The following is a 19583-nucleotide window of genomic DNA, read 5'->3' on the forward strand; positions in this document are numbered from 1 at the left end:
CGGGTTGCTCCCGGCTCGTTGAAATCGCCTTGTGCACGCCTTTTTCGGGCGCGCTCTGCTCCGCTATCCGCCCCGCGCCGGCCTGATCAGCGCCAAGGCGCGCCGCACAAGGGGTTGGAGTTCCTGGGAATCGCTGGTGAACGCGGCGAGGAAATCCTCGCGCATGCGCCGGCTCCAGAACTGGTTGATGTGGTCGGCGATGGCGGGCACCGCCTGCGCGTCGGGATAGGATTTGAAGAAATCGGCGATCTGCCCGGCCATGCGCGCGAGCTTCTCGCACTGCTCGGCCTTGTGGGCGTCCCGCGCCTCCGTCGACGACGCAGCTTCGCTCATCGTGCCTGCGTCTCCAGTTCCGGTGCCAGCGCCCCAGCGAAGACGATGCAGCCATCGTCACGGGCAACGCAGACGAGATTCAAGCCGAGCCGCTTCGCCCGCTCGATCGCGAGCGAGGTCGGGGCCGAGATCGAGACCAGCGTGCCGGCCCCGAAGATCGCCGCCTTCTCGACCATTTCGAAGGAGGCGCGGCTGGTGACGAGCACGAAACCACTGCTGGCCTCATGGCCGGCGCGCAGGCGCGCGCCGATCAATTTGTCGAGCGCGTTATGCCGGCCGACATCCTCGCGCGCCGCCAGAATCACGCCTGAAGCGTCGCACCAGACGGCGGCATGGACGGCATGGGTGAGCCGGTTCAAGGGCTGGTGACGCTCCAGGCTCGCCAGCGCCGCATGGATGGTGCTCCGCGCGATCGGTTTCCCCTCCCGCGCTCCCGCCCGCGCCATCGGCAGTTCGGCGAGCGTCTCGACGCCGCAGAGCCCGCATGAGGTCCGGCCCGAGAGATTGCGCCGCCGCGCCAGATGCTCGCGGAAACGGCCGGGCGCGAGATCGACGGTGACGAGGATGCCGTCCGGCTGCGGCTGGATCGTGATGCCCCTGATCTCGTCGATGCCGGTGACGATGCCCTCGGTCAGGCTGAAGCCTGCGACGAAATCCTCGAGATCCGACGGCGTCGCCATCATCACCGCATAGGGCAGGTTGCCATAGACGATGCTGACCGGCGCCTCGACGGCGACCTCAGCGCTCACTGCCAGGCCCCCGCCGCCATCGAAGCGGACCGGCTCGGCCGGCACGGCGCAGGAGGCCGGCGGCTGGGCGGGCGGGCTATTCCGCGGCATCGGGCAAGCGCCCCGCGATCTGGCGCAGCGAGATGTCTTCCTCGCGGTTGCGCTCCTGCCATTGCGAATAATAATTCGTCCGCCTGACCTCGACCGCCGTGACCTTGTATTCCGGGCAATTGGTCGCCCAATCCGAGAAATCCGTGGTGATCACATTGGCGCCGGTCTCGGCATGGTGGAAGGTCGTGTAGACCACGCCGGGCTGCATCCGCTCCGAGACCTCGGCGCGCAAGGAAATATCACCCGAGCGGCTGGCGAGTGCGACGAGATCGCCTGATTTGATGCCGCGATTCTCCGCGTCGAAGGGGTGGATCTCCAGCACGTCCTCGTCATGCCAGGCGGAGTTGGCGGTGCGCCGCGTCTGCGCCCCGACATTATATTGCGAGAGGATGCGCCCCGTCGTCAGGATCAGCGGGAAGCGCGCCCCGGTGCGCTCCTCGGTGGGCACGAATTCGGTGATCATGAACTTGCCCTTGCCGCGCACGAAGCGGTCGACATGCATCAGGGGCGTGCCGGTCGGGGCCTTCTCATTGCAGGGCCATTGCACCGAGCCGAGCTTGTCGAGCTTGTCATAGCTCACCCCGGCAAAGCTCGGCGTCAGCCGCGCGATCTCGTCCATGATCTCGCTGGGATGCGCATAGGCCATCTCGTAGCCAAGCGCCCGGGCGAAATCGATCGTGACCTGCCATTCGGCCTTGCCCGAGAGCGGCGCCATCACTTGCCGGACGCGGTTGATGCGGCGCTCTGCATTGGTGAAGGTGCCGTCCTTCTCCAGGAAGGAGGAGCCCGGCAGGAAGACATGGGCGTATTTCGCCGTCTCGTTCAGAAAGAGATCCTGCACCACGACACATTCCATCGCAGACAGGCCGGCGGTGACGTGCTGCGTATTGGGGTCGGACTGGGCGATGTCCTCGCCCTGGACATAGAGCGCCTTGAAGGTGCCGCCGACCGCCTCGTCCAGCATGTTGGGGATGCGCAGGCCCGGCTCCACGTCGAGCGGCACGCCCCACATCATCTCGAAGATCTGGCGCGTCGCATCGTCGGAGACATGGCGGTAGCCGGTGAACTCATGGGGAAAGGAGCCCATGTCGCAGGCGCCCTGGACATTGTTCTGGCCGCGCAGCGGATTGATGCCGACGCCGTCGCGCCCGATATTGCCCGTCGCCATGGCGAGATTGGCCATGCCCATCACCATGGTCGAGCCCTGGCTGTGCTCGGTGACGCCAAGCCCATAGAAGATCGCGCCATTGCCGGCGGTGGCGTAGAGCCGCGCCGCGGCGCGGACATCGGCCGCCGGCACGCCGGTGAACTCCTCGCTCGCCTCGGGCGAATTATGCGCCCGCGCGATGAAGCGGGCCCAGATCTCGAAATCGGCCAGGTCGCAGCGCTCGCGGACATAATCCTCGGCGACCAGCCCTTCGGTGACGACGACATGAGCGATCGCGTTGATCAGCGCGACATTGGTGCCGGGCAGGAGCTGGAGATGGTGTTCCGCCTTGATATGGGGCGACTTCACCATGTCGATCCGGCGCGGATCGGCGACGATCAGCTTGGCGCCCTGGCGCAGGCGCTTCTTCATCCGTGAGGCGAAGACGGGATGGCCGTCGGTCGGGTTGGCGCCGATCACCAGGATGACATCGGCCTTGGCGACCGATTTGAAATCCTGCGTGCCGGCCGAAGTGCCCAGCGTCGTCTTCAGGCCGTAGCCGGTCGGCGAATGGCAGACGCGGGCGCAGGTATCGACATTGTTGTTGCGGAAGCCGGCGCGCACCAGCTTCTGGACGAGGAAGACCTCCTCATTGGTGCAGCGCGACGAGGTGATGGCGCCGAGCGATTCCCGGCCATAGCGCGACTGGATGCGCTTGAACTCGGAGGCCGCATGATTGATCGCCTCCTGCCACGACACCTCGCGCCAGGGGTCGGTGATCTTCTCCCGGATCATCGGCTTGGTGATGCGGTCCTTATGGGTCGCATAGCCCCAGGCGAAGCGGCCCTTGACGCAGGAATGGCCCTCATTGGCCTTGCCGTCCTTGTAGGGCACCATGCGGGCGACCTTGTCGCCCTGCATCTCGGCCTTGAACGAGCAGCCGACGCCGCAATAGGCGCAGGTCGTGACCTTGGAATGCTCGGGCTGGCCCATCTGGATGACGCTGTTCTCCATCAGCGTCGCCGTCGGGCAAGCTTGCACGCAGGCGCCGCAGGAGACGCATTCGGAACCCAGGAAATCGGTCGGACCCGGAGCGACGCGCGAATCGAAGCCGCGGCCCGTGATCGTCAATGCGAAGGTGCCTTGCACCTCCTCGCAGGCGCGCACGCAGCGATTGCAGACGATGCATTTCGTCGGATCATAGGTGAAATAGGGGTTGGAGGTGTCCTTGGCCAACCAGTTCTCATTGGCGAGGCCATCCGCCGTCCTGGCGAAGACATGGTTCTCGCCCTCATAGCCATAGCGCACCTCGCGCAGGCCGACTGCGCCCGCCATGTCCTGCAATTCGCAATCGCCATTGGCCGAGCAGGTCAGGCAGTCGAGCGGGTGGTCGGAGATGTAGAGCTCCATCACGCCCTTGCGCAGCGTCGAAAGCTGTTCGGTCTGCGTGCGAACGACCATGCCCTCCTCCGCCGGCGTGGTGCAGGAGGACGGCGTGCCGCGCCGGCCCTCGATCTCGACGAGGCAGAGCCGGCACGAGCCGAAGGGCTCGAGCATGTCGGTGGCACAGAGCTTCGGAATCTTGGTTCCCGCGCTCATCGCAGCCGCCATCACCGAGGTGCCGGCCGGGACCGTGACGCTCTGCCCGTCGATCGTCAGCGTGACCTGCTTTTCGGAAACGCGGATCGGCGTGCCGAAATCGATCTCCTTGATCAGGCTCATGACAGGCTCCTCATTCGGCGGCCAAAGCAGGGAGCGGCCGGTCGAAATCCTCGGAAAAATGGTTCAGCGCGCTCATCACCGGCATCGGGGTCAAGCCGCCCATGGCGCAGAGCGAAGCGTCGGTCATCAAGCGGTTGAGATCGCGCAGGACCGCCATGTTCTTCGGGCGCTCGGTGCCGGCGATGATGCGGTCCATCACCTCGACGCCGCGCACCGCGCCGATGCGGCAGGGCGTGCATTTGCCGCAGGATTCCTTGGCGCAGAATGCGAAGGCGAAGCGGGCTTGCCTGGCCATGTCGACCGTATCGTCGAAAACGACGATGCCGCCATGGCCGAGCATGGCTTTCATGCTCGCCAGCGCCTCGTAATCCATGGCGACGTCGAGCTGACCCGCCGTGAGGTAAGCGCCCAGCGGCCCGCCGACCTGCACGGCGCGGATCGGCCGGCCCGACAGCGTGCCGCCGCCCATATCCTCGATGATCTCGCGCAGCGAGATACCGAAGGCGAGTTCGATCAAACCGCCGCGTCTGACATTGCCGCCGAGCTGTACCGGCAAGGTACCGCGCGAGCGGCCCATGCCGTAATCGGCATAAGCCTTTGCGCCATGCTGGAGAATCCAGGGCACGGCCGCGAAGGAGAGCACATTATTGACGACCGTCGGCTTGCCGAAGAGCCCTTGCAGGGCCGGCAGCGGCGGCTTGGCCCGCACCAGCGCGCGCTTGCCCTCCAGGCTTTCGAGCAGCGAGGTCTCCTCGCCGCAGATATAGGCGCCGGCTCCCAATCGCACTTCCAGATGGAAGGCATGGCCCGAGCCCAGCACGCTATCGCCCAGGATGCCGCCATTCTCCGCCTTCAGGATGGCGCGCTGCAGGGTGCGATGCGCATGCGGATATTCCGAGCGCAGATAGATGAAGCCCTTGGTCGCGCCGACAGCGACGGCAGCGATCGCCATGCCCTCGATCAGCAGGAAGGGGTCGCCCTCCATCAGCATCCGGTCGGCGAAGGTGCCGCTGTCGCCCTCATCGGCATTGCAGACGATGTATTTCTGCTCCGCTTGCGCGTCGTGCACCGTCTTCCACTTGATGCCGGTCGGGAAGCCCGCGCCGCCGCGCCCGCGCAAACCGGAGGCCTTCACCGTCTCGACGATCTCGCTCGACGCCAGCGTCAGCGCCGTCTCCAGCCCGGCAAGGCCGCCATGGGCGCGATAATCCGCAAGCGAGAGCGGGTCGGTGACGCCGATGCGCGCAAAAGTCAGGCGCTGCTGGCGCTTCGTCCAGTCGAGCTCTTCGGTGACGCCCAATCGCAGCGCATGGGCGCCGCCGGACTGGAACCCCGCCTCGAACAGAGCAGCGACATCCCTCGCCGCCACCGGGCCGTAGGCGATACGCCCCTCCGCGGTCTCGACCTCGACCAAAGGTTCCAGCCAGAGCATGCCGCGCGAGCCGTTGCGGACGAGCTCGATCGCGACGCCACGCGCCTGCGCCTCGCGAAGGATTGCCTGCGCGACGCCCTCGGCCCCGACCGACAGCGCAGCGGCATCGATCGGCACGAAGATCTTGATGGGAGCGAAGATTTTGACAGGAGACTGGTTCATGCGCGGGCTCCGGCGTGAGAACCGCCCGCCAAGGAGCCGCAGAGCTCGGCGAGCCGGCCGGCATCGACGCGCCCGATCAATTCGCCATCGACCAGCGCGGCGGGTCCCAGCGCGCAATTGCCGAGGCAATAGACCGTCTCGACCGCGACATCCGCTCCAGTCTCACGATCATCGACCGCGATGCCGTGATCATGCGCCAGATGCGCGACCAGTGCCTCGCAGCCCAGCGCCTGGCAGGCCTCGGCGCGGCAGAGCTTGATCACGCGCCGCGGCGGCGGGGCGGTCCGGAAATCGTGATAGAATGAGATCGCGCCATGGATTTCGGCCCGCGACAGGTTCAGAGCCTCGGCGATCAAGGGCACCGCCTGCGGATCGACATGGCCGAACTCGTCCTGCAGCGCATGCAGGATCGGCAGCGTCGCGCCTTCGAGATGCGCGAGGCCCGCAATGATCGAGCGCGCGCTATCCTGGTCCCAGGCGGAGTATCCGGCCATCATTCCTCCATCCGACGCGGTTCACCCGACGATCGCTTTTGATGAATGGTGGTCCATACTGGAATGATTTCAAATCGTTTGTTCCAACTGAATGATAGTCTGTGGCTATCATAAATCGTCGGTCAGCGCTTTGAGACGGGCGTAATTTTCAATCGGCTTGCGATAATCTTGGCTTATCACCTCATTCTGCGGCGCAGCATCGTTTCGCCGGCGGAGGACGATAGGCCTCGACTATCGCACAATCGGTCGCCGCGGCAGCGCCGCTTCGGGCACCGGCCGCGACATCATCAAGAGGTTCCGGGCCAGCGGCGCGAAGGGCTGGCGATCGGCGACGATCAGGCCGATCGTGCGCTGCGCCTCAGGCTCGACCAGCGGCAAGGCCTTGGTGCCCAAGGGCACGCCGAAGAACTCCAGCAACTGCAGCGAAACGATGCTGGAGACACCCTGGATGCCGGCATGCGAGCACAGATTGAAGATCGAATTGGTCTCGATCGCCGCCCTCGGAGCAAGCCCGACCGAGCGGAAGATGCCGTCGATGATGCGCCGATTCTGCATGTCGGAGGTCAGCAGGCAGAGTTTGAGCTCGCCCGCTTCCGCCCAGGAGATGGTCTCATAGCCGCCGAGCGGGCCGTCCTCGCGCGTCAGCAGCACATAGGATTCCTGGTAGATCGGCTTCGAGATCACCCGGTCGAGCGGCTCATTGTCGAGATAGGTCAGGCCGACATCGAGCTCGAAATTGTCGATACGATCCTGGATCTCGTTCGAGGTCAGCGACAGCACGGTCAGGGAGACCGCCGGATAGCGCGAGGAGAACGGCGCGGTGATATGGGCGATCATCGGCAGGGCGGTCGGAATCGCGCCCAATCTGATGCGGCCGCTGACACCCTCCTTCAATTCCGCGATCGATTCCTTCATCAGGTCGGCTTCGGCGAGGATGCGCCTTGCATGGGCGAGCACGACCTCGCCCTCCTTGGTCAGCCCCTGGAAGCGCCGCCCGCGCTCGACGATCAGCACGCCGAGCTCCTCCTCGAGCTGGACGATGGCTGCCGACAAGGTCGGCTGCGAGACATGGCATGCCTCGGCCGCCCGGCGGAAATGCTTCTCGCGGGCCAGCGCATCGAGATAGATCAACTGACGGATGATCATGGCGGCGGAAGAGCCCGAATGGGTTGGCGGCACGGCGAGCGGAAACAGGCGCACGCCCAAGATCTGATGTACCAAGAGCTTCTGACGTACCAAGAGCTTCTGACGCATCAAGAGCTACTGTGCCCGCACGCTGGCGTGCAAGCTCGCCCTCCCGAAACGCACAGACAGCGATTGGACGGCAGCCCGATCCTATCGCGGTTTTCGGTATAGGCTGACGGGACGGCAATCCAGTGGAGACCCACCGATGAAGCGATTGATCCTTCTCGTCCTGCTGACGCTCGGCTGCACCAGCGCGCATGCCCAGACGCCCGCCCCCACAATCAAGCGAGACCTGGCAACCGAGAGCTGGAACGACAATCTTCCCGCGCCGGACGACCGCTACACGAACCCCAAGAGCAAGCTTTACAGCGGCCCAAATGGTTGGTTCGGCACGGGCCGGGTGGTGGCCGAGATCGCCAATCCATCCAGGACCCGCTACGACTACAAGGCGAGTTTCGTCTCGACCAGCCAGACATTCGTCGGCGTCGAGGCCGGCAAGCTCACGATCATGACCATGGATTTTGGCATCGAACGCCCGGCTGTGGGCGACTACAAGGCCGGGAGCAAGGTCGCCTCGTCCGCGAAGGCGGTCAAAGTGACCTTCGACGACCTGACGGACAAGAAGATCAGAGGCTGGGCCAGCGCGGACAATGCCGGCATCGTCACCGTGTCAGAGATCAACGGGTTTCTGTACTTCAAGCTCCGCGACCTCAGGCTCCAGCCTGTCGGGCCGCACAACACCGGCGAGATGAAGGCCGTGATGACGATCGGCTTCGAGGGTGCCATTCCACCTGACCGGTGACGCGTATCAGCAGAGCCGCCAAATCAGCAGAGTCGCCGAGCACGTCCGCCCATCAAAACGAAACGCCGCGCGAAGAGCGCGGCGTCCATATGCGACAACAGGCTTTCGCGGGTTCCCGCGAAAGCAACCGATCAGGCTGGGACCTTCTTGCTGCGACGGGCCGGCTGGGTGGAACGCGCGGCGGCGGCCTTGCGGCCGAGGCCCATCGTCTTGGCCAGAGCGGAGCGCGCCTCGGCATAGTTCGGCGCGACCATCGGATAATCCGCCGGCAGGCCCCATTTCGTGCGGTACTCAGCCGGCGTCATGCCGTAGGAGACGCCGAGATGCCGCTTCATCGACTTGAACGCCTTGCCATCCTCCAGGCAGATGATGGCATCGGGCGTCACGGACTTCTTGATCGGCACGGCCGGCACGAGCGGCCCTGCGGGAGCGGCAGCCGGCTCCTCGCCGAGACCGGCCAGGGCGGCATGAGTGCTGGCGATCAAGCCGGGCAGATCGGCGCGCGGAACATTGTTATGCGCGACATAGGCCGCGACAACCATCGCTGAGAGGCCAATAAGCGCTTCGCTATCGTCGGACATTCTTCGACCCTAGACTTGAGACAATAAGTGACAATATTGCTCTACATCAAGGCAGAAGCAAGGCCTTATAGAGAAGTCGGCATCTTTAGCTGTCCGAAAACTCTAGCCGCAAATGCAGATCGCCCAGTGCGGGAGCAACCTGCCAGCACAGAACGCCGTTACCCGCCGCGGCGCCATCAACGATCAGGAAATACAGCGCCACTCGCGCGCGCCGACAATGAAACGGGGCTGAGCCAAAGCATTGGGCGAGGGGCTTGCCCAAGAGGTGGCCTACCCAAAGAGGCGGCCTACCCAAAGAGGCGGCCTACCCAAAGAGGCGGCCTGCCCCAAGCAGCAGCCTACCGCCTGCCCCGCAGCCTGGACATCCACCAGGCCTTTCAACGATCTACGAGAAAAGCCTGGTGGAGCTGAGGGGAATCGAACCCCTGACCTCTGCAGTGCGATTGCAGCGCTCTCCCATCTGAGCTACAGCCCCAAGGCGCTGGCCTTCTAGGCCGTGCGTCGCGTGGATGTCAATCACCCGCACCACGACTTCGCGCATGACGTCGTCGCGGAGTCGGCGGAAGCATCACGCTGCCGGTCAACACTGATTCTCAAGAGGAATGCCGATGCGTGCCGTTCTCGATGTGGTGATGCTCGCCTTGAACATCTACACATGGCTCCTGATCGCATCGGCCGTGCTGAGCTGGCTGATCGCCTTCAATGTCGTCAACACGCGCAACCAGTTCGTCGCGACGGTCTGGGATTCACTCTACAAGATCACCGAGCCGGCGCTGCGGCCGATCCGCGAACGCCTGCCCAATCTCGGCGGCATCGACATCTCGCCGATCATCCTCCTGCTGCTGATCTTCTTCATCCAGAGCATCATTGTCCGCTACATCTACCCCGCCGTCTTCTAGACTGGGGACCGCGTGCCGGCCTGGCGCGAATCGCCGGACGGCCTCCTCCTCTCCGTCAGGCTGACGCCGCGTGGCGGGCGCGATGGGCTCGACGGCGTCGAAACCCTGGCCGATGGGCGCGAGGTCCTGAAGGTCAGGGTCCGCGCCTCGCCGAGCGATGGCGAGGCCAATGCGGCGCTGGTCGCGTTGCTGGCCAAGCTCCTGGGCCTGCCGCGCTCGCGGGTGACGCTGGTCGCTGGCGCCTCGGCCCGCTCGAAAACCGTGCTGCTGGAGGGCGATTCGGCGACGCTTCTGGCGCGGCTGGCGGCATTTCTCGCAGCCGGGTGACCGGTTTTCGCCCAACGCTGCGACGCAACATGCGCTTGACGAAAGCCCTCGCATCCTGTTCGAGAAGGGCATGGACAAGCCAGCGCCCCTATTCCCCGAGCGCCTGACCGAAGGTTATCGCGCCTTCCTCGACGACCGTTTCGACCGCGAGAAGAGCCGCTACGAGGAGCTTGCCGATAGCGGGCAGACGCCGAAGATCATGCTGATCGGCTGCTGCGATTCGCGCGTCTCGCCCGAGATCATCTTCGACGCGCGACCGGGCGAGATGTTCGTCGCCCGCAACGTCGCCAATCTGGTGCCGCCCTTCTCACCCGACGACCAGCTCCACGGCACCTCGGCTGCGCTCGAATATGCCGTGCAGGCGCTGCGGGTCGAGCATATCGTCGTGCTCGGCCATGGCCGCTGCGGCGGCATCCGCGCCTTCGCCGACGATACGCAAGGCCCGCTCTCGCCCGGCGACTTCATCGGCAGATGGATCACGCTGATCGGCCCCGCGGCGCAGCGCACCGGCGGGCGCGGCCGCAATGAGAGTTTCGAGGATTATGTCGAGCGGCTCTCGCTCGCTTCGATCCAGCAATCGCTTGCCAATCTGCGCACCTTCCCTTGCGTGCAGATCCTGGAAGGCAAGGGCCGCCTGCAATTGCACGGCGCCTATTTCGCGGTGGCGACCGGCGTGCTGATGCTGCTCGATCCGGCAACCGGGCAGTTCGTCCCGGCAGTCGGCGAGATGCCGAAGAAGGTGCAGATGATCCGCTGCGACGAGCCGGGCTGAGAGCCTCGCGCGGGCAGCCTCGTGCGGGTGAAGGATGCAACTTGGGGCGCGATAATTTCCTCTCGTGCCCCCGATGACGACCGGATCGGCTTGCGCTAGATTACGGCCTTCCGATCACCGCATTCTTGAAGCTCCATGTTCGATCGTCGCAAGCCTCCCGCTGCCCAGCCTTTCGTCACCCACGAGAATATCGAAGCCAAGGTCAAATGGTTCGACCCTGAAAAGGGGTTCGGTTTCGCGTCGCCGGCCGACGGCTCCGGCGACGTTTTTCTGCATGTTTCGGCCCTCGGTCCGCTCGACCAGCAGGACCTTCAGCCCGGCGCGACGATCATCGCCGATCTCGGCGAGGGCCGGCGCGGCCTGCAGGTCGTCGCCGTTCACGAGATCGACGCCTCGACCGCGCAGCCGGCAGCGCCCCGCTCCGACCGCGCGCCCCGTCCCTTCTCGCCGCGCCCGGCGCGTGACGATTTCGGCGGCGGCGGTGGATATGGCGGCGGTGGCTACAATGATCGCGGTGGCGATCGTGGCGGCTATGGCGGTGGCGGCGGCTACAACGACCGCGGCGGTGATCGCGGCGGCTTTGCCAGCCGCGACAGCGGCCCGATGGAAGGCCCGTTCGACGGCGCCGTGAAGTTCTTCAACTCCGATCGCGGCTTTGGCTTCATCGCCCCCGATAAGGGCGGGCCGGACGTGTTCCTGCACGTCTCATCGCTCGGCCGCAGTGGCCTGCAGCCGCCGATGGACGGGCAGCGCGTACGCTTCTCGATCCGCGCCGGCAAGAAAGGCCCCGAAGCGGCCAATGTCAGCTTCATCTGAGACGACGACGCGATAGATATCCAAGCCCGCCGGGTCACGCCGGCGGGCTTCGTTTTTTTGGTCACAGACTTGATCTGGTTCAGAACCACGTCGTCATCCTGGACAAGCGGCCCTCGGGTCCGGCCTTCGGCCGGCCCAAGGACAGGCTCCGCCGCGCAGATCCGGGATCCATCGGAGGGCGCCGTCCATGCCCTATGATGGATCCCGGGACGACCTGCGGTCGCCCAGGATGACGGCGTGTTTCAGAGCATGTCTGGCGATCCTAGAGCATTTTCGAGCGAAGTGGATACCGGTTCGCGTGAAGAAAATGCGATAAAACAAGGAGGTAGAGCATTTCCGCGATTTGGAGAAACGCGGAAATACTCTAGGAGTTGCGGCGGCGCTCAGACCCGCTCCAGCGCCCGATGCGGCTGCGCCGGCAATGTGACGCCCACGCAATCGCCGGGGCGGATCTCGCCGGCTGCCAGCACGATCCCCATGATGCCGGCCTTGCGGACGAGCTTGCCATTTTCGTCGCGGCCGAGCACGGCGGCGAGAAGCTTTGGCCGGAACGCCTCGATCTGCGCGCAAGGATTGCGCAAACCGGTGATCTCGACGAGCGCGTCAGGTCCCAGCTGCAATCGCGCCCCGACCGGCAGGCCGAGCAAATCGAGCCCGCGCGTCAGCACGTTCTCGCCCATCTGCCCGGGCGCGACGTCGAAACCCGTCGCGTTCAATTCGTCGAGCAGTTCGGCCTGGAGCAGATGGACCTGGCGCAGATTGGGTTGCGTCGGATCGACCGCGACGCGCGAGCGATGCTTCACCGTCTCGCCGCAATGGGCGTCACCTTCGACGCCGAGGCCGGCGAGCAGACGGATCGAAGCCAGGTTCGGCTTACTGAAGGCATGGCCCAAAGCCGCGCTGACCGCGATGACCTGTGCCGCCAAGACCTGTGCCATCATGCCCCAATCTCCGCTCGCCCCGCGATGGCCGCCTTCTGCCACGGCTCTCGGGCATTGGCGAGCCCGCCGCTCGGTTATTTGGTCAGGATCAACCGGTCGCGCGCCGTGATGCGCTGACGGTAGGCCTCACCGGATCAGCATGACCTCGCCCCCCCTCTCCAACCAACGCGGCTTGTCAGGAATGACGACGCGGGAATGTTGAAAGCCAGGACCTGGGCCCACTCCCTTCCCAAGAAGGCCGGAGCAGGAACCCCTGCTCCAGACACGAAAACGCCGGACCCGCATGGCGGATCCGGCGCGGGATCGAGAGGCTGGAAAGGACGAAGGCTCAGTGCCCTTCGTCGAGCCCGCCGACATGCTTCTGGGTGTAGAGTTCGAGACCGATGCGCGCGATCAGTTCGAGCTGCGTCTCCAAGAAGTCGATATGGCCTTCCTCATCCTTCATCAGCGCCTTGAACAATTCTTCCGACGGGTAGTCGCCGACCTCGCGGCAATATTTCGCCGCTTCCTGATAGAGCGCGCGCGCCTCGATCTCGGCCTTGAGATCGCATTCGATCAGTTCGGGGACGGTCTCGCCGATGCGCAGCGCATCCAGCGTCTGCATGTTCGGGAAGCCTTCGAGGAAGAGGATGCGGTCGACGAAGCGGTCGGCATGGACCATCTCCTCGATCGACTCCTTCTTCCAGGTCTTGGCCATCTCCTTCAGACCCCAGTTATCGAGGATCCGGTAATGCAGCCAATACTGGTTGATCGCGGTGAGCTCCGAGCGAAGCCCCTTATTGAGATATTCGATGACCTTCTTGTCACCCTTCATGGCGGAGTTCCTCGGCGTTACATTAGAATGATACTAATGTAACTGGGGCTTTTGCAGAAGGAAAGACCGTAAGTCGCCGGGAAAGCGCTTTTCTGCGCGGGGCGATTCAGGCCGCGACGCGGTCGCTCGCGATCTCCAGCCCGTCCATCATATGGCCGACGGAGATATGCACGGCGCATTCGATGTCGCGGCTGGCGCAGGAGCCGCACTGGCTCATGCAGGCGGCGCGCGCCTCGGCCAGGATCGCGCGGACCTGCCGGGCGCAGCCACCGCAGCTCGCGCTGCAGCCGAGGCAGTCATAAGCCTGGTTCGCCGTCGCCGGGCCACTGCCATCAGGAGCGATCGTGCCCTTGATCTGCCGGCACGACAAAACGTTACAGGAGCAGACGATCACGCGTGGCGGCCCCCAGCCATGCGCGTCTCGATCTCCTCGCCATCGGCGCGGCGCAGCCGCACGATGACCTCGACCGAGGAGATCTCCATGCCTTCCGGCGCCTGCGGCAGGCCGGCGACCTGGATCATCGAACCCGGGATGTCGACGACCGTCTCGTCGTCCTCATTGTAGAAATGGTGGTGCTCGGAGACATTGGTGTCGAAGAAGGTCTTCGGCCCCGAGACCGAGACCTGGCGCAGCAGCCCGGCTTCCGAGAACTGGCGCAGCGTGTTGTAGACGGTGGCAAGCGAGAGCGGCTCGCGAGCCCGGATCGCCTCCTCATAGAGCATCTCGGCGCTGACATGCCGGTCGCCCTTGGCGAAAAGCAGCCAACCCAAGGCCATGCGCTGGCGCGTCGGGCGCAGGCCTGCGGTGCGCAAGCGCGCTTTCACCGCGCTGATCGGGCAGGAGGTCGGGCTTTTCTGCGGCCACGGGATATGGTCCGCCATAATGCGGGGCTGGCCCAGGTCCTTCGCAGGCAAAACACTCATTGATAACGCCTTCCAACAAGGCCGGCTGACCGGCTCCGCAGTTTAGAAAACATCTAAACTACTGATATTGTTGTTATATTTGTCGGAGCGACAGCGAAATGTCAATCTGAGCAGGTGCGACATGACGCCATCGTGTCTCAGCTTGCGTCATTGCGAGGAGCGTAGCGACGAAGCAATCCAGAGGCTGTTAGGGACTCTGAGGGCCGCAGAACGAGCCCTCCTGGATTGCTTCGCAGAGTCTGTACCCAGGCTTGCCGGAGGCAAGACCCGGGTGCTCGCAATGACGGGGATGCGCCGCAAATCACCGCGACGCCACCCTCAATGCCCCCCGCCGCCACCGGCCGGGGCGACCTTGGGCGGTTTGCTCATGAACAGCGACATCAGCACGAGCGCGCCGAAGATCAGGGTCAGCCCGAGGAAGACGTCGCCGAAGGCCATGATTAGCGCCTGCTTATGGGCGCGCTGGTTGATCAGGGCCAATGCCATCGACTGGGCGGCGTCGCCGAAATCGGAAAAGCGCTGCGTCAGCGCCGCGATGTTCTCCTCGGCGATCTGGCGACCTGCAGCGACCATCTCATGCAGCCGCGTGATGTGCAGGTCGGTGCGCGTGTTCAGCACCGTGTTGATCAGGGCCAGGCCGACAGCGCCACCGAGATTGCGAGTCAGATTGTAGAGGCCCGACGCATTCTTGAGCTGATGCGGCGGCAAGGTGCCGAGCGCGAGATTGTTGATCGGCACCATGCACAGCATCAGCGAGCAGCCGCGCAGGATCTGTGGGACCAGCAGCTCGTAGAAATCCCAATCCGCCGTGATCGCGGAGGCGATATAGGTTCCCAGCGCAAAACCGCCGAAGCCGATCATCATCATCACGCGCGGGTCGAGCTTGGTCGAGAGCCGCCCGGCGATCGGCGCGGTCAGGAACATGCACAGGCCGGTAACGAACATCGTCTCGCCGATCATCAGCGCGTCATAGCCGCGGATCCGCCCGAGATAGACCGGGTAGAGATAGGTCAGCCCGTAGAGGCCGATGCCCATGCAGAAGGAGAACAGCGAGCCGAAGGCGAAGTTGCGGTTTGTGAAGGCGTAGAGGTCGACCAGCGGGTCGTCCCGCGTCAGCGCCCGCCAGAAGAACAGGATCGCGCCGGCCACCATCACAAAGGAGAAGAACACGATCTCATGGCTCTCGAACCAGTCGAGCCGCGTGCCTTCCTCCAGCACATATTCGAGGCTGCCGAGGAAGGAGGCCATGCCGAGCAGGCCGAGCCAGTCGAAGCGCTTCAGCAGCCCGGCCTGCGGCTTGTCGAAATCGATCAATGTCCAGGCCGCGATCGAGACGCAGATGCCCGGCACGACATTGACCAGGAAGAGCCAGTGCCAGGAGAAGGCATGGCTGAGATAGCCGCCGACGGTCGGTCCAATGGTCGGCGCCAGCGTCGCCACGAGTCCGATGATCGGCGAGACGATCGGCCGCTTCGAGGCCGGGAAGATGGTGAAGGCTGCGGCGAACACGCCGGGGATCATGCCGCCGCCGATGAAGCCCTGGACGGCGCGCCACAGGATCATCTCGTTGATCGAGGACGACATCGCGCAGAGCACGCTGGATATGGTGAAGCCGGCGGCCGCGACCGAGAAGAACACCCGCGTCGAGAAGGCCCGGCTGAGATAGCCCGAGAGCGGGATCATGATCACTTCGGCGATCAGATAGGCGGTCTGGACCCAGGCGATCTCATCCGAGGAGGCGGACAGGCCGGCCTGGATCTCGGCGAGCGAGGCCGAGACGATCTGGATGTCCAGGATCGCCATGAACATGCCGAAGACCATGGCGATGAAGGCGAAGATCCGTCGCCTTGGGATGGCGTCCTCTTTCGGAGGGGCGCCGGCTGGACTGGTCAGCGTCGCGGTGGCCATGGCGGCCCGCCTTTCAATTCACTCGGCGTGTATTGGGAACTCGAGCCCTCATCCTGAGGAGCGCCGAAGGCGCGTCCCGAATGATGGTCCAGGGGGCGCTGGACCATCCCTCGAGACACCATTTCTCATGAAATGGCTCCTCAGGATGAGGGCTCGAGATTATCTCGAACCGATGCCTCAGCGCTGCGAAGCAGGCCGCGGATCGATGCTCACCACGACCGACATGCCCGGGCGCAGCACATGCTTGCCGGCCGATTCCGGCGCAAGCGCGATGCGCACCGGCACGCGCTGGACGATCTTGGTGAAGTTGCCCGTCGCATTGTCGGGCGGCAGCAGCGTGAAGACCGAGCCCGTGCCGCCGGCGATGCCGCTGACCTTGCCCTCGAAGACCTGGCCGGGCAGCGCATCGACCGTGATCGAGGCCTTGTCGCCGATCTTCAGCGGGCCGACCTGGGTCTCCTTGAAATTCGCATCGACATAGACCTGGTCGAGCGGGACGATCGACATCAGGCGCTTGCCGGCGCTGACGAGATCGCCGAGCTGGACATTGGTGTTGGCGATGAGACCGTCGATCGGCGCGGCGATCCTGGTGAAGGTGAGGTCGCGCGCGGCCTTCTGCTCGGCCACCTTGAGTTCATCGGCCTGGCGAGCCGCCTCGACCCTCTGCGCCTTCAGCACCTCGACATTGGCGTCAGCCTGCACGACGCCGGCCTTGGCGCTCGCCAGAGAGGCGACAGCCTGGTCGCGCCCCGCCCTGGCGGCGTCGAGCGTGGCCTGCGAACCGTAGGATTTGGCGGCAAGGCTGTTGGCACGATCGAAATCGGCGGCGGTGCGGGTGACGGCCGCCTCGGCTGAAGTCTGCTGAGCCCGCGCCTGCACCAGCGCGGCGCGGCCGGCTTCGATCTGGCTGTCGATGCGCAGCAGCGTCGCGGTGGCGGTCGCGCTCTTGGCCTTGGCGCTGTCGAGCGCAAGGCGCCAGTCGCCATCGTCGAGCGCCACCAATGGTTGGCCGGCCTTGACCTCCTGGTTCTGCATCACGGAGACCGTCGCGATATTGGCCGCGAGCTTGGCCGAGATCGTCGCCATCTCGGCGCCGACATAGGCGTCGTCGGTCGAGACGACGAAGCGGCCATTCTTCCACCAGTCGACGCCATACCAGGCGCCTATGCCGACAGCCGCCGTCGCCAGCAGCATCAGGCCGGCGCGGCGCACGCCGCCGCGCTTCGCCTTCGGCGCCACGGTCGTCTCAGCCGTGTCCTGGGGCGCGGCCTCGCCGGGCTGGCGGGCATGGGCGGGTTGTGTGGTATCCATTGCGGGGTCGACCAGCTTGAGCCGGTCGCGACGCTGGTCGGTGATGGTCTCGGCGGACATGGAAACATCCTGGCGATAATCAATTCGAACCAATAGGTTCGATTTCAGTTGAAATAGCGCCATCGATGACGCATATCAAGAGAAATCGAACCGGCTGGTTCGATTCTTTTTTCAGAGGGCGGCCGAGAGTCGCCGGGCGGCAGCACCAAGCGGATCGTATGAGCGAAATACTTGAGCGAGCCATTAAGTCGACATCGCGGAATCGGCGCATCGCGGGAGCAGACCCCGACAAGCGCCGCCAGATTCTCGATGGCGCGCATGAGGTCTTCACGGCACGCGGCTTCGATGCGGCGAGCGTGAGCGACATCGCCGCCGCCGCGAATGTCTCCAAGAGCACGCTCTATGTCTATTTCGAGGATAAGGAGCATCTCTTCGTCGCGCTGATCGAGCGCGAGCGCGAGGCGCAGAAGCGCGGCCTTTACGAGATCTTGAACAGCGATCTCGATCTCGCCCAAGCGCTGGCGGGCTTCGGCGAGGGGCTGGCGCGCATGCTGGTCAGCGATTTCGCCGTCAGCGCCCACCGCATCGTGCTCGGCGTCGCCGAGCGCATGCCCGATCTCGGCAAGGAGTTCTACGAGCGCGGCCCTGGCTACGGCACCCAATGCCTCGCGGGTTACCTTGCCCGCCAGGTCGAAAAGGGCGTGCTCGACATCGACGACACCGAGCTCGCAGCCGTGCAGTTCGTCGATCTCTGCCAGTCGACGCTGGTGCGCCCCCGCCTGTTCAACGCCAAGCGCAGCCCCGCCCCCGAGGCCGAGATCAAGCGCGTCGTTGCCTCGGCCGTCACGATGTTCCTCGCCCGCTATGCGCGAGACGCTGGAAAATCGAAGGCTTGAGCTCCCTCGGCCCTCATCCTTCCAATTGTCCTTGAGCCGATTTGCCGCGAGACCTCGCCGCCAGATCCCGCTTGACCGCGCACGCGCGCGCGATTTTAAGCGGTTGCAAGCCGAGAGCGTTTTCGAGCGAAGTGGACACCGGTTCGCGTGAAGAAAACGCATTGAGACAAAGCATTCCAGCGAAAGACCCCCGATGAGCGATTCCCGCGTTCTGTCAGATGCGTTCATTCCGGAACTGCCGAACCGCTACAACGGCAAGGTCCGCGAGAATTACGATCTGCCCGATGGCCGCCGCATCATCATCGCGACCGACCGCCTGAGCGCCTTCGACCTGATCCTGACCGCCATCCCCTTCAAGGGGCAGGTGCTGACCCAGACGGCGCGCTACTGGTTCGAGGAAACCGCCGATATCTGCCCCAACCATGTGCTCGCCTATCCCGACCCCAATGTCGTGATCGGCACCAGGCTCGACATCCTCCCGGTTGAGATCGTGGTGCGCGGCTATCTCGCCGGCACGACCAGCACCTCCATCCTGACGAAGTACAGGAACGGCGAGCGCGAGATGTACGGCATGCGCCTGCCCGACGGTCTGCGCGACAACGAAAAGCTGCCTGAAGCGATCATCACTCCAACCAGCAAAGCCTTCGACGGTGGTCATGACGAGCCCTTGTCGGGCGCCGAGATCCTGTCGCAGGGACTGTTGAGCCAGGAGCAGTGGGATACCGTTTCGCGCTATGCGCTGGCGCTGTTCGCGCGCGGCCAGGCCCGCGCCGCCGAACGCGGCCTGATTCTCGTCGACACAAAATACGAATTCGGCACCGACAAGACCGGCGCCATCATCCTCGCCGACGAGATCCACACGCCCGACAGCAGCCGCTACTGGGTCACAGAGAGCTATGAGAAGAGCCTGGCTGAGGGAACGCGACCGGTCAGCTTCGACAAGGACTTCGTCCGCGCCTGGGTCGCGGCGCGCTGCGACCCCTATAGGGACCCGATCCCGGCGATTCCCGCCGAACTCGTCGAACAGACCTCGCGCGTCTACATCCAGGCCTATGAGATGATCACGGGCAAGAGCTTTGCGCCCGATCTCTCGGGCGCGACGGTCCTGGACCGCATCCGGGCGAATCTTGCGCCCTATTTCACCTGACCGGCGGGGCGCTTGGCGGGCACCGAAATCCGCCCGCTACCGCATGGTGTCCTGGCGCGGAGCCACACCGTCATTGCGAGTGCAACGAAGCAATCCAGGGGACGTAGAGCGAGCCTTCCTGGATTGCTTCG

20 protein-coding genes and 1 tRNA gene are annotated in these 19583 nt (G+C 64.7%); 7 read left to right on the top strand and 14 right to left on the bottom strand.

Going from position 1 to position 19583, the window contains the following annotated elements:
- Positions 1-63 precede the first annotated feature (63 nt).
- The 6 genes from BHK69_RS03635 to BHK69_RS03660 all read right to left on the bottom strand — a co-directional run bounded on the left by BHK69_RS03635 (position 64) and on the right by BHK69_RS03660 (position 7329).
- Positions 64-333, bottom strand: a complete 270-nt coding sequence (locus BHK69_RS03635) for a formate dehydrogenase subunit delta (protein ID WP_083269103.1) — start codon at positions 331-333, stop codon at positions 64-66.
- Positions 330-1172 carry a formate dehydrogenase accessory sulfurtransferase FdhD gene (gene fdhD / locus BHK69_RS03640; protein WP_069688917.1) on the bottom strand — a complete coding sequence of 281 codons (843 nt, stop codon included), beginning with the start codon at positions 1170-1172 and terminating at the stop codon, positions 330-332. The genes BHK69_RS03635 and fdhD overlap by 4 nt, the downstream gene beginning before the upstream one ends.
- Positions 1159-4041: a formate dehydrogenase subunit alpha gene (gene fdhF / locus BHK69_RS03645; protein WP_069688918.1), complete on the bottom strand. Its 2883-nt coding sequence runs from the start codon at positions 4039-4041 to the stop codon at positions 1159-1161. The genes fdhD and fdhF overlap by 14 nt, the downstream gene beginning before the upstream one ends.
- Positions 4042-4051: 10 nt before the next feature.
- Positions 4052-5635, bottom strand: coding sequence for a formate dehydrogenase beta subunit (locus tag BHK69_RS03650; RefSeq protein WP_069688919.1), 1584 nt, complete (start codon positions 5633-5635; stop codon positions 4052-4054).
- Positions 5632-6129: an NAD(P)H-dependent oxidoreductase subunit E gene (locus BHK69_RS03655; RefSeq protein ID WP_069688920.1), complete on the bottom strand. Its 498-nt coding sequence runs from the start codon at positions 6127-6129 to the stop codon at positions 5632-5634. The genes BHK69_RS03650 and BHK69_RS03655 overlap by 4 nt, the downstream gene beginning before the upstream one ends.
- Positions 6130-6360: 231 nt before the next feature.
- Positions 6361-7329: a LysR family transcriptional regulator gene (locus BHK69_RS03660; protein ID WP_342029744.1), complete on the bottom strand. Its 969-nt coding sequence runs from the start codon at positions 7327-7329 to the stop codon at positions 6361-6363.
- Between the two features lie 190 nt (positions 7330-7519).
- Here BHK69_RS03660 and BHK69_RS03665 point away from each other — a divergent pair, with 190 nt between their 5' ends.
- The gene (locus BHK69_RS03665) at positions 7520-8116 is read left to right on the top strand and encodes a hypothetical protein (protein ID WP_069688921.1); all 597 of its coding nucleotides are present in this window, start codon (positions 7520-7522) and stop codon (positions 8114-8116) included.
- A gap of 131 nt (positions 8117-8247) precedes the next feature.
- Here BHK69_RS03665 and BHK69_RS03670 read toward each other — a convergent pair whose 3' ends face one another.
- Together BHK69_RS03670 and BHK69_RS03675 are read right to left on the bottom strand one after the other, a co-directional pair.
- Complete coding sequence (locus BHK69_RS03670; protein ID WP_069688922.1) at positions 8248-8697, bottom strand: Ros/MucR family transcriptional regulator; 450 nt, start codon at positions 8695-8697, stop codon at positions 8248-8250.
- A gap of 399 nt (positions 8698-9096) precedes the next feature.
- Positions 9097-9172, bottom strand: a tRNA-Ala gene (locus BHK69_RS03675).
- A gap of 133 nt (positions 9173-9305) precedes the next feature.
- On the opposite strand from BHK69_RS03675, the gene BHK69_RS03680 reads away from it, so the two are divergent.
- The 4 genes from BHK69_RS03680 (at position 9306) to BHK69_RS33380 (ending at position 11511) form a co-directional block, all read left to right on the top strand.
- Positions 9306-9596 carry a YggT family protein gene (locus BHK69_RS03680; protein ID WP_069688923.1) on the top strand — a complete coding sequence of 97 codons (291 nt, stop codon included), beginning with the start codon at positions 9306-9308 and terminating at the stop codon, positions 9594-9596.
- A gap of 12 nt (positions 9597-9608) precedes the next feature.
- Positions 9609-9923, top strand: coding sequence for a DUF167 family protein (locus BHK69_RS03685; RefSeq protein ID WP_069688924.1), 315 nt, complete (start codon positions 9609-9611; stop codon positions 9921-9923).
- Between the two features lie 70 nt (positions 9924-9993).
- Positions 9994-10695 (top strand): carbonic anhydrase, encoded by a 702-nt coding sequence (locus BHK69_RS03690; RefSeq protein WP_069688925.1) that lies wholly within the window; start codon positions 9994-9996, stop codon positions 10693-10695.
- Positions 10696-10830: 135 nt separating this feature from the next.
- The gene (locus BHK69_RS33380) at positions 10831-11511 is read left to right on the top strand and encodes a cold-shock protein (RefSeq protein WP_069688926.1); all 681 of its coding nucleotides are present in this window, start codon (positions 10831-10833) and stop codon (positions 11509-11511) included.
- Positions 11512-11894: 383 nt separating this feature from the next.
- Here the strand turns inward: BHK69_RS33380 and BHK69_RS03700 are convergent, their stop codons facing one another.
- The 6 genes from BHK69_RS03700 to BHK69_RS03725 form a co-directional block, all read right to left on the bottom strand.
- Positions 11895-12452, bottom strand: coding sequence for an MOSC domain-containing protein (locus BHK69_RS03700; RefSeq protein WP_244548389.1), 558 nt, complete (start codon positions 12450-12452; stop codon positions 11895-11897).
- Positions 12453-12780: 328 nt separating this feature from the next.
- Positions 12781-13266, bottom strand: a complete 486-nt coding sequence (gene bfr / locus BHK69_RS03705) for a bacterioferritin (RefSeq protein ID WP_069688927.1) — start codon at positions 13264-13266, stop codon at positions 12781-12783.
- Positions 13267-13372: 106 nt separating this feature from the next.
- A complete protein-coding gene (locus BHK69_RS03710; RefSeq protein ID WP_069688928.1) occupies positions 13373-13660 on the bottom strand; it encodes a (2Fe-2S)-binding protein in 288 nt (95 codons plus the stop codon).
- Positions 13657-14148: an iron response transcriptional regulator IrrA gene (gene irrA, locus BHK69_RS03715; RefSeq protein WP_069688929.1), complete on the bottom strand. Its 492-nt coding sequence runs from the start codon at positions 14146-14148 to the stop codon at positions 13657-13659. Before irrA ends, BHK69_RS03710 begins: the two co-directional genes overlap by 4 nt.
- 360 nt (positions 14149-14508) lie before the next feature.
- A complete protein-coding gene (locus BHK69_RS03720) occupies positions 14509-16098 on the bottom strand; it encodes a DHA2 family efflux MFS transporter permease subunit (protein WP_069688930.1) in 1590 nt (529 codons plus the stop codon).
- A 177-nt stretch (positions 16099-16275) separates the two neighbouring features.
- Positions 16276-17469 (bottom strand): HlyD family secretion protein, encoded by a 1194-nt coding sequence (locus BHK69_RS03725; protein WP_244548390.1) that lies wholly within the window; start codon positions 17467-17469, stop codon positions 16276-16278.
- Positions 17470-17627: 158 nt separating this feature from the next.
- On the opposite strand from BHK69_RS03725, the gene BHK69_RS03730 reads away from it, so the two are divergent.
- Positions 17628-18305, top strand: coding sequence for a TetR/AcrR family transcriptional regulator (locus BHK69_RS03730; RefSeq protein ID WP_069688931.1), 678 nt, complete (start codon positions 17628-17630; stop codon positions 18303-18305).
- Positions 18306-18498: 193 nt separating this feature from the next.
- The gene (locus BHK69_RS03735; RefSeq protein WP_069688932.1) at positions 18499-19452 is read left to right on the top strand and encodes a phosphoribosylaminoimidazolesuccinocarboxamide synthase; all 954 of its coding nucleotides are present in this window, start codon (positions 18499-18501) and stop codon (positions 19450-19452) included.
- Positions 19453-19583: the final 131 nt, after the last annotated feature.

The sequence above is a fragment of the Bosea vaviloviae genome, from assembly GCF_001741865.1.
Classification (GTDB): Bacteria; Pseudomonadota; Alphaproteobacteria; order Rhizobiales; family Beijerinckiaceae; genus Allobosea; species Allobosea vaviloviae.